The organism is Streptomyces sp. NPDC050743, assembly GCF_044456925.1.
Taxonomy (GTDB): domain Bacteria; phylum Actinomycetota; class Actinomycetes; order Streptomycetales; family Streptomycetaceae; genus Streptomyces.
The window spans coordinates 14743-29249 of sequence record NZ_JBITGJ010000015.1; the positions used below are offsets into that span (position 1 = coordinate 14743).

Annotated in this window: 4 protein-coding genes; 3 read left to right on the plus strand and 1 reads right to left on the minus strand. The window is 68.9% G+C overall.

Annotated elements, in window-relative coordinates:
• Positions 1–41 precede the first annotated feature (41 nt).
• A complete protein-coding gene (locus ACIBJF_RS17385) occupies positions 42–761 on the plus strand; it encodes a class I SAM-dependent methyltransferase (protein WP_399174556.1) in 720 nt (239 codons plus the stop codon).
• Between the two features lie 81 nt (positions 762–842).
• On the opposite strand, the gene ACIBJF_RS17390 is transcribed toward ACIBJF_RS17385, so the two are convergent.
• Entirely contained in the window at positions 843–6998 is a 6156-nt protein-coding gene (locus ACIBJF_RS17390) for a LamG-like jellyroll fold domain-containing protein (RefSeq protein WP_399174557.1), read from the minus strand.
• A gap of 337 nt (positions 6999–7335) precedes the next feature.
• Between ACIBJF_RS17390 and ACIBJF_RS17395 the strand changes: the two genes are divergently transcribed.
• Together ACIBJF_RS17395 and ACIBJF_RS17400 are read left to right on the plus strand one after the other, a co-directional pair.
• Positions 7336–14058 (plus strand): RHS repeat-associated core domain-containing protein, encoded by a 6723-nt coding sequence (locus tag ACIBJF_RS17395; protein ID WP_399174558.1) that lies wholly within the window; start codon positions 7336–7338, stop codon positions 14056–14058.
• 39 nt (positions 14059–14097) lie between these two features.
• A complete protein-coding gene (locus tag ACIBJF_RS17400) occupies positions 14098–14466 on the plus strand; it encodes a hypothetical protein (RefSeq protein WP_399174559.1) in 369 nt (122 codons plus the stop codon).
• The last annotated feature ends 41 nt before the right edge of the window (positions 14467–14507 follow it).

Genomic DNA, 14507 nt, shown 5'->3' on the forward strand with positions numbered 1-14507 from the left:
CGCGATATCCCGATCACGGAACCGAACCGTGGGGAGAACGCATGAACGTCTCGGACAAGTACCGCAGCAACTGGGAGAGTTACTGGAGCGAGACCTCCGACGAGGCGGGCGAGGCGATCTGGGACTGCGATCCCGCCCTGTCCGCCGAGCCGTACAGCGACCTGCTCCTGCCCCACGCGGACCCGGCGCGCACCATCGTCGACCTCGGCTGCGGCAACGGCACCCAGACCCGCTACCTCGCCACCCGGTTCGCGCGTGCCCTCGGCGTCGACCTCTCGCACGCCGCCGTCGAGCACGCCCGCCGCGCCACGCGGGACGACGCCGTGGAGTTCCAGCAGCTCGACCTCACCGACTCGGCGGCCGTACGCGCCCTGCACGAGCGCCTCGGCGACGTCAACGTCTTCATGCGGGCCGTCATCCACCAGAGCGAGCCCGCGGCGCGGCCCGCGGTCGCCGCCGCCGTAGCCGAGCTCATCGGCACCGAGGGCCGCGCGTTCGTCGTCGAGCTGACCTCCGGCTCCCGGGACGTGCTCAAGCGCGCCGCGACCCAGGAGGGCGGCCCGGGGCCCAAGCTGCAGCGCGTCTTCCACCACGGGCTCAAGCCGGCCGACGCCGACGACACGGAGATCCCGCGCCTGCTCGGCGAGGCCGGTCTGAAGGTCCTCGCCGAGGGCGAGACCACCCTGCCGCAGACCGAGTACCTGACCGACGGCACCCGCATCGACCTGCCGGCCCACTGGTTCGTCCTCGCCGGTGCGTAGGCCCCGCGACCGTGGAAACGGGCGGGCCCCCGGCCGCTCCTTCGGAGAGCGGCCGGGGGCCCGCGGCGGTTGTGGTACGGGTCAGCGCAGGGCGCCGACCTCGGTCGCCGAGAGGGTCCGCGGGTAGACGTGGACATCGGCGACGGAACCGGGGAACGCCAGGTACGGGGTGGGGGCGGAGGCGCTGTTGACGCAGCCGCCGATGGTCAGGGGCAGGGACGAGTCGTACTGGGGGCTGAGGTTCTTCGCCGTTCCCATCAGGGTGCCGTCCTGGTAGAGGGACATCGTGCCGGTGCCGGAGTCCCCGGCCACCGGTGCCTTATAGGTGGCGACCAGGTGGGTCCAGACACCGACGACGCCGGTATTGGCGTCTCCTTCCGCCGTGGGGAAGTCGGAGCTCGGGTCGTTGCTGGTGGTGGTCTGGAACATCCAGCCCTGGTTGCTCTTGTCGTAGGCGAGATAGAACGCCTGGTGCGTGGTGGTTCCCTGACAGATCGCGGCGGTTCCCAGCGCCGAGTTGATTTTCACCCAGGCCGAGACGGTGTAGTCACCGAGGGTGTTCACCGCGCTCTGCTTGCTCTTGAGGAAGCCGGTGCTGCCGTCGAAGGCGACACCGCCGGACAGCCCGCTCGGCGCGTCCGTGCCGAAGGTGGCGCTGCCGGAGGCGGTCAGCGGGTTCAAGGAGGTCGTGTCGGTGCCGCTCGTGGACAGCTTCCACTCGTCCTCCGGCATGCCCTGGTTCCAGCCGGCCGGCACGATCACGCTGTTCGTGCCGGCCTCGCTCGCGGTCATGGCGTACGGGTAGACCTGCACGTCGGAGACGGAACCAGGGAAGGCGTTGTACGGCGAGGTCGCGTCGGGGCTGTTGACGCAGCCGCCGATGGTCAGGGGCATGGAGGAGTCGTACTGCGGCGTGCGGTTGATCGCGGTGCCCATCAGGGTGCCGTTCTGGTAGATCGACATCACCCCGGTGCCGTCGTCTCCGTCGACGGGTGCGGTGTAGGTGACCAGGAGGTGGGTCCAGGTACCGAGGGCGCCGGTGCCCGCGTCTCCTTCAGCCGTGGGGAAGTCGGCGGTGTCGTCGTTGGTGGTCGTGGTCTGGAACATCCAGCCCTGGTTGGTCCGGTCGTATCCGATGTAGAACGCCTGGTGCTGACTGGTGCCCTCACAGACGGCCGTGGCGGGATTGTCCGCCGAGTCGAGCTTCACCCAGGCGGAGACGGTGTAGTCGGCGAGTGTGTTGACCGCCGTGTGGTCGCTCTCCAGGAACCCGGTGCTGCCGTCGAGGTGTGTGGCCGTGGTCGGGGCGTTGATCGCGTCGGGTCCGGCCGAGTCGAAGGTCGCCCCGCCGACCGCGGTGAAGGGGTTGTCCCCGCGCGCGTCGGTGCCGTCGGTGGCCAGGTCCCATGCGTCGTCGGGCGTGTCGCCGGCGGTGGCCTCAGGGACGATCAGGTTCGGCGCGATGCTGACGACCTGGGTGTTGGTGTCGTTGAGGTACCGGGCGCCGAGGTCCGCGTAGTACGCGTCGGACGGGTTGCCGCCCGAGAGGTCCGCCGCCTTCACCGTGGAAGAGGTGGCCGTGCCGTCCGTGGAGACCGCCGCGGCGAAGTCGATGACCTGCGTCGGGAAGTTGTCGAGCAGGTAGCCGTTCACCTGCTCGCGTGCGGACTCCTGGGTCGCCGTGCCCGGGTGGGCGGCGGTGAACGGCGGGATGGTGGTGAGGTAGACGGTGATGTTGGAGTTCTGCGTGACCGGCTGCCCGTTGGCGTAGGCCTGCCCGTCGTCGGTCGCGTACGAGCTCAGCTCACTGTTGAGCGCGGCCAGCCCGTTCTCGACCTTGACGGCACAGGTGTTGGCGTCGCTGGTGCAGTTGAGCAGGTCGGCGGCGCCGGTGGAGACGAGAACGGTACGTACGTTCCCCTGGGCCAGCACATTGCGGTCGACCGGGTTGAGCGCGTTGGTCGGGGTGTCGCTGCTGGTCTGCGGCAGCAGGTTGTTGTTCAGGCTGGTGCTGTTGGTGCCGGCGTCGAGCACGCCGTAGTCCACGGTGCCGTCCCCGTTGGGGTCGCCCATGATGGCGTCGGTGACGGCGTCGCTGAGGTGGTGCCGGCCGTCGCCGCTCGCGGTGTCCCCGTTGACGCTCTGGTCGCCGTAGAGGACCAGTGAGCCGGTGGGGGCGGAGGTGGGCGTGGTGACGTCGATGCCGGCCAGGTACGGCAGACCGGTGTACGTCGTCTGGGTGAACCTCGTGGCCGCGGTGTCGCCGGTGCGGTTGGCCGCGTCGCTGACCCACACCGGTGTCCGGGCCGTGGCATGACCGGGCATGGCGGACACCGAACCGTGCACCTGCAGGCTGACCAGGACAGTCGCCTGCTGGTCGACGTGCAGCGTCACCGGGTCGCTGGTGGCGTCGCCGCCCGCCGGGATGGTGACGGAGGCGGCGCCGCCGAAGGCCAGCGGCACCGGTGCCGCGGCCGCCGTGGCGCCGCCCGCGGTGCCGTCCTGCAGGGCGACGGAGGCGGCGTCGAAGGTCACCGGGCCGGTGCCCGTGGCGTTGGACAGGTGGATGCGCACGCCGTCCCCGGCGTCGGTGCCGATGCTGACGTGGGCCGGGATGCGCAGGGTCTGCCCGTTGACGGTGGCGGTGGTGCCGCCCGACTGCTGCACCTTGGCGGTGTCCGGTACGGAGGACCAGGTGCCGACCCAGTGCTTGGCGCCGGCGAGGGTCAGGGGCCGCACGCCCATCCCGAGGATGTGCAGGCTGGGCTGTCCGGACTGGACGCCGTTGGTGAACAGGGGCAGTGAGATGCTGCTGACGACCGAGCCGGGGCAGGCCAGCGGAACGCTGATCGCGTAGATCTTCGGGCCGCTGCCGGGGCTGGTCTGGGTGTTGTCCTTGTGGTTCTCGTGGACGAGGGTCAGTGTGGCCGCGGAGGCGGGCCCGCTGATCCAGTCGGGCACGGTGTCCAGTTGGTAGGACTGGTCGGCGGGGTTGCCGTCGGGATCCAGGCAGTTGTTCTTGCCGTAGGTGATGGTGCCCGTGGCGCCCTTGGCGGCGCCGCCGGTGGCGAAGGCGAGGAAGACCACGGCGTCACCGGTGTTCACCACACCACTGCCCGGCACGGTGATCGTCTGGCCGGAGGCGAGCATGTTGTCGTAGGTGCCGGTGCCGAACTTCGGCAGCGTGACGGTGGCGCCGTCGACGGTGACGGTCTTCCCGCTCTGCCAGCCCGACGTACCCGTCAGATCGGCCGAGTTGATGCTGTTGCCGCTGCCGTCCGCGTCGGCCGGGCCGGTCGTGGTGGTGAAGGTGCTGGTGGCGGTGTTGTTCTGGCAGCTGCCGGTCGAGTTGACCGCGCAGGACAGCGCCGGTGCGAGCCGAAGTACGTCGATACCCGCCTGGTAGCCGGTGGACGCGGTGTTCTTGCCGCTCAGGCCGAGGGTCAGGGTGTGCACCCCCTGCTTGAGGCTGAGCAGCCGGCCGCTCGAGTCCCTGGGGATGCCCAGGTCGACGTAGCGCGTGGTGACGTAGGAGTTGTAGGCGTCGAAGTCGCTGATCAGGGTGGCCTGGGTGGACGTGCCCGCGTCCAGGACCAGACTGTAGGTGCCGTAGTCCTTGGCCTTGGTCAGGTTGGCCCCGAAGCTCCAGGGGCCGTCCTTGGGGATGTCGAAGCTGAAGGTGGCGCTGTCACCGCTGATCACCTTCGAGGTGCTGCTCTTGTTGGCGAGCATGGCCTGGTAGCCGTCGGCGAACTCGTAGCCACTGCCGGCGGCCTGGGTGATCAGCTGGCCGCCCTTGGTGGTGGTGGTCGCCTTGGGCACGACGGTGGTCGTGCCGTCGCTGTTGGTCGCCGTCCAGCCGTTGACCATCTTGTCGCCGTAGGCGTACGTCGGTGAGCTGGTGCCTGCGTAGAAGGCGTAGGCGGTCTGGGTGACGGACGTAGAGCCGGCCTGGTCGACGGCCTTGGCGTACAGCGTGTGCGGTCCCGCCGTGCCGGGGGTGAACTTGGGGGAGGCGCTGCCGTTGACGACCGAGGTGCCGGTACCGGCGCCGTTGTCGGAGGTCACGTAGTACACATGGCCCGCTGTGACCTTCGTGCTCGACGTCACGTGCGTGACATTGGTGCTGGTGTACACCGTGTTGCCGAGCGTCGCGTCCAGCGAGAACAGGTAACCGGTGATGTTGTTCGTGTGGTTGTTGCCGAGCGTGAACGTGCCCGTGTCGCCGAACGCGGCGCCGATCTGCCGGGCCGGGAACTGGCTGGAGGTCACCGTCGGCGCGGGCGGCGCGCTGGTGTCCACGGTGAAGGTCTGGGTCTTGGTCCAGATGCCGGAGCCGCTGTTCGTCCAGTAGCCGGCCGCGTTCTGCGCGGTGGCCTTCCACGTGTAGGTGCCGTCCGGCAGGCTGGGGGTGGTCCAGTCGCTGCCGTTGGTGTTGTACCGGGGGCGCTTCTTCGAGTCCGTGCTGGGACCGTAGCCCGTACCCACCAGGGTGCCGGAGGAGTTGTAGACGTCGTACAGGATCCGCACCAGTTCACTGCCGCCGGCCAGGTCGGGGTCGACCGCACGGGCGGACAGTGTCGGGGTGTGGGTGGTGGTCATCGTCTTGCCCATGCTCACCGTGGACGGCTTGATGGCGGGGGTGCCGGTACCGTTCTGGAGCCTGGGCCGGTAGGTGTAGGTGACCGACATGGTCGCGCCGCCGCCGTAGGCGAGCTGTTTCCACTGGTGCGGGTCGTCCATGTCGGGTGACTGGACCATCAGCGTCATGCTCTTCCAGCCGCCGGCCGCCGCGCTGCGCGCCCGGGACGTCACGTCGAACTCGAGCGACGGCGGGCTGACCCAGGAGTTGGAACCGTCGGTGACCGGGCAGGTGCCGGCCTCGTGGCTCTTGGGATCGGTGCCGAGCGAGCCGGTACGGCCTCCGGGCTCGTGGCCCCAGTACAGCGACGAGGAGCTCCACCCGGCCGGGCGGTCGGTGCCGTAGACGGCGGCCGGCGTGTCGTAACAGGAGGCTGCGGAGAGCTGCTTCACGTACAGCGAGGCCTGGGTGACGACGGCGCCCTTGATGCCGCTGGTGTTCATCTGGTAATAGGTGCGGGCCCGTTCGCCGTTGCCGGGATAGGAGTTGTCCCATCCTTCGCGGGCGTTGGTGGACCCCGAAGTGGACGTCGAGTTGTAGACGTTCCAGCCGTTGTCGGAGATCCGTGCCCAGTCCAGCTGGGAGGGCCTGCCGCTCCACTCCGGGTCCACGTACACGGGGTAGGAGGTGCTCTTGGCGGTGAGCAACTCCCTGTCCACTCCCAGAAGTTGTCTGCCATGGCGTAGGGTCACGCGGACCAGGGAGCGGTGCTTGCCGACCCTGGCCGCCGCCTTGTGCTCGGCCTGGGCGGCGGAGGCGTTCGCGGTGTGGGCCGAGGGCTTGCCTGCGGCCTTGTGGCCGGCACTGTCCCACATGAGCGCGGTGTCGCTGTGGAAGACCGTCTTGCCCGTGCGCTTGTCCGTGGCCTGGGCACCGCCGTCGCGGGTGCCGGTCAGCGTGAGGTTGGCCGAGGTGGTGTTGAGCGCGAGGCTCCGCAGGCGCGGATCGGCCGCCGCCTTCGGCGACTTGATCGCGAGGATCGAGGAGTATCCGGAGGCGTCCGCGGTCAGTTGCAGGTCGACCTGGGGCAGCACGTCCGGGTAGGTGGCGGTGTCACCGAAGACCACCGGCTTCGGTAGTGCGCCCGGCCAGGAGAAGCCCAGTTTGTCCGTGCCGCTGCGCATGGTGACCAGCGCGCCGGAGCCGCCGCCGGAGAAGGCCACGTCGGTCACGGCGGCCTTGGGCGCCCAGCTTCCGTCCGCCTGCCGCACCAGCGTGGTGTCGATGGGCACCCACTTCCCGTGCTGCCGCGTGCGCTCGGGCATCGAGGAGTCGGTCAGCGTGAAGGTGCCGTTGGGGTTGGCCACCACCAGCGTTCCGGTGTCGGTGAGTTGATCGACCGTCACCGGCTTGCCGGTGGCCTTCGCCCGGGCGGACGCCGCCTCCGTGGGGTTGAGATGCCGGGCCGCGGACTGCGCACGCGGCGGGTGCGATGCCGGCTTCGGGTGGGACGAGCGGGTGGGGGCGGTGGGTTCCGCGTGAGCCGTCACCGTGGCGGTCAGCGAGCCCGTGGCCAGGGCTGCGACAACGGCGACGGCGATGGGTCTGGACGCGGGCCGTCTGGACGCGCGCATGGGTGTGCCAAAGGCGGACATCGACGTTGGGATCCTTCGCAGGTGTCAGGCGGTCCCCCCGTGGGTCCGCGCCGCTGTGCATTCTCAGCGTCGACCGTCGCGGGGGTCCATCACGGACTGATCGCTCGCCGTTCCCGCGCGGTCCATTTTTGACGGGTACGGGTCAACTTGACGTCCTGGCGAGGTAATTCCTTTGCTCTTCGCGTGGAGATCCTTTGCGTCTTGTGTCGATCACAAGCCCTAGCGTGAGGGTTCCGCGGGGGCGTTCGATCTACGGTGCCTCCTCTTGGCGCGCCCTCAATCGCCGCTTGTTCAGGGCGAGTTGGGTGTCCATGGTTCGGGGAGGGGAACGCACACCATGGTGCGAAGAACGGGGTTCCGTCGTACGACACTGGCCGCGGCCGGCGCTCTGATCGCGGGGTTGCTGCCCACGGGCGTGGCCACGGCGGCCACCACGACGCAGCACCACGTGTCGGCTCCCGTCGTGCCCCACGACAAGCGGATCCCCTTCACCCATAAGGCGCCCAAGCGGGTCCCCCCGCACAAGGGCTTCGAGCACTTCGACCCCACCACGCACGCCACGTTGCCCGCACCGGGCAGCGCAGTGGTCACCCTGCCCGTCGCGCCCGCCACCACGCGGCTGACCGCCGAGGCGACCCAGGTACGGGCCGGAAAGACGCCCGTCCTGCTGGGTGCCGGCGCGGGAGCGCGGCCCCAGGCGACCGCCGTCACCGGATCACAGCGCGTGCGGGTGACCGTGCTGGACCACAAGACCGCACGCGCCGCCGGCGTCCACGGCCTGCTCTTCACCCTGCGGCGCACCGGCCCCGGCAGCGGGAAGGTCTCGCTGCGGGTGGACGACTCCGCGTTCCGCTACGCCTTCGGCGGGGACTTCGCCGCGCGCCTGCACCTGGTCCAGCTGCCCGCGTGCGCGCTGACCACGCCGAAGCTGACGAAGTGCCAGGCCCAGACCGCGGTGCGTACCGCGCCCGGAACGCCGCTGTCCGCGCAGGTCTCCGTGCCTGCGGCAGCACCCGCCGGTCCGGGAGACGGCGTTGCCGCCCGCTCGGCGACGGCGTCGTCCACCGCCATGGTGGTCATGGCGGCGACCTCCGGCACGTCGGGCTCCTCCGGCGACTACTCGGCGACGAGCCTGTCGCCGGGTGGCTCCTGGTCGACCTCAGGGAACACCGGCGCCTTCACCTACAGCTATCCCATTTCGGTACCCCCGGCGACCGGCGGCGCGGCACCGAACGTCGGTCTGTCCTACAACTCCTCCACCCAGGACGCGCGCACCGAGGGCACCAACAACCAGTCCTCCTGGCTGGGAGACGGCTGGAGCTCCACCGAGAACTACATCGAGCGCACCTACAAGTCCTGCAAGGACGACTCCTCCTCCGGAGCCCCGGACAACGACGGCGACGAGTGCTGGGCGGGACAGATCCTCACCCTCTCGCTCAACGGCAAGTCCACCGACATCGTCTACGACGACGCCACCAAGACCTTCCGCCCCGCCGGCGACGACTCCACCACCAAGATCGAGGACCTGACCGGTGCCACGAACGGCACCGACAACAAGGAGTACTTCAAGGTCACCGAGGCCGGGGTGCAGTACTTCTTCGGTCTGAACCGGCTGCCTGGCTGGTCCAGCGGCAAGGACGAGACCAAGTCCGCGTGGACCCAGCCCGTCTACCACGCGCACAGCGGGGTGTCGGCGTGTCCGGACAGCACGACCTTCGCCGACACGGCCTGCACGCTGGGCTACCGGTTCAACCTGGACTACGTGGTGGACTCGCACGGAAACGCCACCGCCTGGTACTACAGCCCGGAGACCGGCTACTACGGCGCTGACACGAAGGACACCGCCGTCGCCTACACGCGCGGCGGCACCCTGTCCCGGATCGACTACGGCATGACGTCCTCGACGATCTACTCCGGCACCACACCGGAGCAGATCCTCTTCGACACCGCCGAGCGCTGCATCCCGGGCGCCCCGTCGGGCAACACGTGCGCGGACAGCCAGTTCAACGCGGCGAACGCCGCCTACTGGCCGGACGTGCCGATCGATCTGAACTGCGCCTCGGGCTCCAGCTGCACCAACCACAGTCCCAGCTTCTGGTCCCGTAAGCGCCTGACCGCCATCACCACGCAGATCCAGACCGGCGGGACCACCCAGCAGGTCGACAAGTACACCTTCACCCAGTCCTTCCCCGACGGCGGCGACCACGCCCCCACCCTGTGGCTGGACTCGGTCCAGCACACGGGCCTGGACACCCTGGGCGGCGCGTCGGGCAGCACTTCGACACCGGCGGTGAGTTTCGACCCGCCGCTGCAGCTGCCCAACCGGGTCGGCACGATCCCGCAGATGCCGCTGATGTACCACGACCGGATCCAGACGGTCACCACCGAGACGGGCGCCGAGACGACGGTCACCTACGACCGGCCCGACTGCGCGGGCGCCCCGGCCAGCGACCCGAACGACCCCACCGACGCGGCGGCCCGGACGTTCGCCTCCACCAACACCCTGTCCTGCTTCCCGGTGTACTGGACCCCCGACGGGCAGCCGGCGCCGTGGATGGACTGGTTCTACAAGTACAAGGTCACCTCGGTCGTCACCACCGACCCGCACAACTCCTACCAGGACGGCACCCAGCCGGAGCTGGAGACCGACTACACCTACAAGGGCAACCCCGGCTGGCACTACGACGACAACGAGGTCGTCAAGGCCAAGAACCGCACCTGGGGCCAGTTCCGCGGCTACCCGGAGGTGGACGTCACCACCGGTGACCCGAACGTGTTCCACTACACCGACGGCACCAAGGTGCACGACCAGAAGACGCTCACGAAGTCGTACTACTTCCTGGGCATGAACGGCGACACGCTGCCCGGCGGCAAGACCCGTTCGGTGCCGGATCTGACCAGCCAGGACGGCGCGACCTCGGTCGCGGACGACGACGCGCTGGCCGGCCAGACCTTCGAGACCGACACCTACTCCGCCTCCGGCGGCAGTCTGGCCAAGGCCGTCGTCAACGTGCCCACGATCATCGGACCCACGGCCGGCCGCAACCGCAGCGGTCTGCCGGACCTGACGGCTCAGATGGTCCGCCCGGCCAAGACACTGACCCGCCAGGCGGTGTCGTACGGCTGGCGCAAGACCGAGACCGACACCTTCTACAACCGGACGCTGGGCAAGTCGACCACCGGCATGCCGGTGCAGGTCGACGACCGGGGCGAGACCACCGACAGCGCCAACGTCTCCAAGTGCACCTACACCCGCTACCTCACCGGCAGCCCGAGCACCCTGGTGCTGCCCGCAGAGGTCATCTCCACGTCCCAGGACTGCTCCAGCGCCGGCGCCACCCCGAGCGGCACCCTGCTCTCCGACGTCCGTACTTCCTACGACCACAACGCCTTCGCCTACGACGGCGACGGCCAGCAGAATCCGGCACTCCCCGAGATCGGCGACGCCACGCTGGACCAGCAGGCGTCCGCCGCCGGCGGCGCCACCGCCACCGCGTTCGTGGACCAGGCCGCGACCACCTACGACTCCTACGGCCGCACCATCAAGGCCACCCGTACTCCCCACTCGGTCTCCCCCGACGGCAAGAGCCTCGCCCAGACCGTCTACACCTCCTACACCCCCGCCACCGGCGCGCTCCCCACGAGCAGCACGACCATCACCCAGGTCACACCCGGCGCCGACTGCTCCACGGTGACCGTGTCGTCCAAGGACTGCCAGCTCACTGGCAGCACCCTGGACCCGGCACGGGGCTTGCCCACATCCAAGACGGACGCGGCCGGCCTGCTCACCTCGCTCACCTACGACGCGCTCGGCCGCATGACCGGTGTATGGCTGCCCAACGAGATCAAGGCCAACGGCGCACCGGCGAACACGACCTACACCTACGCCCTGTCCCGGTCGGCTCCCTCGGTCGTCTCCACCAACGCATTGCTGGACAGCGGTGGTTACGGGACCAGCACAACGCTGTACGACGCGATGCTGCGCCCGCTGCAGGTACAGGCGACCGCGGAGAACTCCACCACCACGGTCTCCGACACCGAATACGACTCGCACGGCTGGACGGTCGCCACCAACAACGCCTACAACGTGGCGGGCAGCCCCGGCAGCAGCCTGATATCGGTCTCCCAGGTCTCCATCCCCGACACCACCGTCACGGACTACGACGGACAGGGCCGGGCCGACCTGGTCACCGAGGAACACGACGGGGTCAAGGCCTGGACGACGACCACCGCCTACACCGGGGACAGGACCACCGTCCTGCCGCCCAAGGGCGGGGTCGCCACGACCACGGTCGTCAACGCGCGCGGTCAGACGACCGAGCTCGACCAGTACACCGCCGCGCCCACACTGGGCGGGTCCGCCGCGGCAGGCTTCACCGCCACCGGCGGCAGCGCCTCACCCACCACCTACGGTTACAACGGCGCCGGACAGCAAACCCGCGTAACCGGTCCCGACAAGGCCGTGTGGACCTTCGGCTACGACCTGCTGGGCCGCAAGAAGTCCCAGACCGACCCGGACGCGGGCGGCAGCAGCTACGGCTACGACGATGCGGGCAACCTGACGTCCACCACGGACGCCAAGCAGGTCGAGCTCGACTACACCTACGACCTGCTGGGCCGCAAGCTCACGGCCACCGACAAGTCCCAGTCGAACTTCCAGTTCGCCTCCTGGACCTACGACACCCTCCGGATCGGCCTGCCGACCTCCTCGACCCGCTACGTCCAGGGCACCACCGGCGGGTACACGGTGGCCACCACCGGCTACACCAGCCTGGGCAAGCCGACCGGCACCAAGATCACGCTGCCGGCGTCCGAGGCCCCGCTGCCGTCGACGTACACCACGACCTACACGTACACCACCAACGACCAGCTGCCGAAGACACAGACCGACCCGCGCACCCAGGGCCTGAACAGCGAGACCATCACCTACGGCCGCAACGCACTGGGCAAGCCGACCACCACCGCCAGCAGCATCGCCACCTACGTCGGCGCGACCGTGTACACCAACTACGGTGAGCTCTCCCGGGTCACGCTCGGCCCGTCCACGAACCCCGCGTGGGCGACCTACAGCTACGACGACCAGACCCGGCGACCGACCGAACGGCTCGTGGAGCGGACCCAGGCCCCCGGTCCGACGGTGGACAACACCAAGTACACCTACGACGCCGCCGGCAACCCGACCTCCACCACCGACCAGCAGTCGGAGACCGGCAACACCGTCACCGACCAGCAGTGCTACTCCTACGATACGCTCGACCGGCTGACCGACGCCTGGACCGCCAAGGACAACTGCGCGGCCAACCCGCCGACGAGCAGCACCCTGTCGACCACGGCCGGCTCGTACTGGCAGTCCTTCAGCTACGACGCGGTCGGCGAACGCAAGCAGAGCGTCGACCACGCCATCGGCGGCACCGGCACCACCGTCACCACGTCCTACACCGACGGCTGCACCACCGGCTGCAACAGCAGCGGCGCCCAGCCGCACACCCTCACCGCCACCACGGGAGGCACCAACCCGACCAGGTTCGGCTACGACGAAGTCGGCAACCTCCACACCCGCACCCCCACCAGCGGTCCCGGCCAGACGTTGACCTGGGACGACGAGAACCGCCTCGTCCAAGTGGACACGAAAGGCGCCAGCCCCACCACCACCAAGTACCTCTACGACGCCGACGGCGGCCAGTTGATCCGCCGTGATCCCGGCCAGACCACGCTGTTCGCCGGCGACACCGAGATCATCGTCAACACCGGCGTCACCCCCAACGTTCTGCTCGGCGCCGTCCGCACCTACAGCCACGGCGGCTCGGGTGACCCTGTGGCAGTCCGCTCCAGCCTCGCGGGCGGGGGCACGAAGTATCTCTTCAACGACCCGCACGGCACTGCTTCCCTGGCGATGGACACCACCACCCAGCAGGTCGCCCGTCAGCAGTACACCCCCTACGGCCAGCGACGAGCCAGTGCCAACACCACCACTTGGCCCGACCCCACCCACTCCTACTTGGGCAAGCCCCAGGACACCTCCACCGGCTACACCGACATCGGTGCCCGCAAGTACGACCCGACGCTCGGCAGCTTCATCAGTCTCGACCCCGTCTTCGAAGCCGCCAGCCCCCAGGAACTCGGCGGATACGCCTACGCGGCCGACAACCCGGTCACCGGCAGCGACCCCACCGGCCTCGAATCCTGCTATCCGTCCAGCTACTGCTCCGGCAGCAACGGCACGTACGGCGACTACCACTCGGAGAACGACCCGGAATCCAGCAATTACAAGGGCTCCAGTCACTACTGCGACACGCACTCCTGCTCCGGCAACAGCACCGGCGGCCATTACTGCGACGGGTGCCATGGGGACGGTCCCGCACCGGTTCCGATCCCGCCCCTGAAAACCGTCCAGATGTTCCAGCAGAAGTATCCGAGCGTGGCGCAGATGGCGGACCAGGGGGACTACAACCCGCTGTACACCTACGCCGTCAATGTCGAGCTCTACTTCCGCGGGCGATGCAGTCAGGACATGACCCAGGGCGGGTGCCTGGAACTCTCGCACTTCTACCACACCTGGGCGGATGTCGATGACATCCCCGAGAACCCCTGCGCGGCGGGTTCGCTCTGCGACATGCTGCCGTTCGTCCTGGCCGGGGCGGGCGCCGCGGAGGAGGAGGCGGCCCCGGCGAGGGCCGCGCCGGAACCCGGGCTGCTGTCGGGGAACGGCGGACTGGGCATGCTGGTCAACTCGACCAAGAAATTCGATCCGAACGCAGAATTGTTGGCGAACAAACTCGGCGGTCGGGCCCAGGTCGAGTTCCTGAACCTCAAGGATGTCGAATTCGACGCGGTCAGTGACGAGTATGTCGCATCCGCGAAACCCGCGAATTTCAAGATCGGCGGCAAGTTCCGAACTTCGGCAAAGCGAATGTACGAAGCGGCTGCGGCCTCGGGTAGAACGCCGTACTTCCAGTTCGACAACGAGCCCTCCAGGGATGTTCTGAATGCGATCAAACGGTATGATTCGCGATATGGAATGCAGGCGGTCATCGACATCGGTCCGCTGGGCGATCAGTGAGCCGGGGGCTCGTGTGCACAAGGTCAGGGGCTGAGCGTCGTGGGTGTCCTCGTCACGATCAGGGGTTGGCTGGAGTGCGATGACCAGCAGCTCGCCCAGGTCACAGAGATCGTCGAACAGGACGACCCCGACCGGACGTACAGCGGTGGCTGGGCCTTTCCGCCGAGGCAGTACAACTTCGTGAACTGCGTTTTCTTCGGGGCTCAGATGCGCGACAACTCCGTCGACTGGTTCCTGGACCGACTGCGGAGCGTGGCGCGGATTCCGGCCTCCGACGAGGACGACGACCGGGTCAGGGGTCTGTTCTTCGTCAGCCACGAGGTGGATGGCATGAGCGAGTGGCAGGTCCGCGACGGCACCGTCGTGATCCAGGCCGCGAGCGAGGGGTATCGGTTCCTCGACGAGTAGGGCTTGTCTCCGAGCGGAGTGGGCCGGCACACGATGCGGCG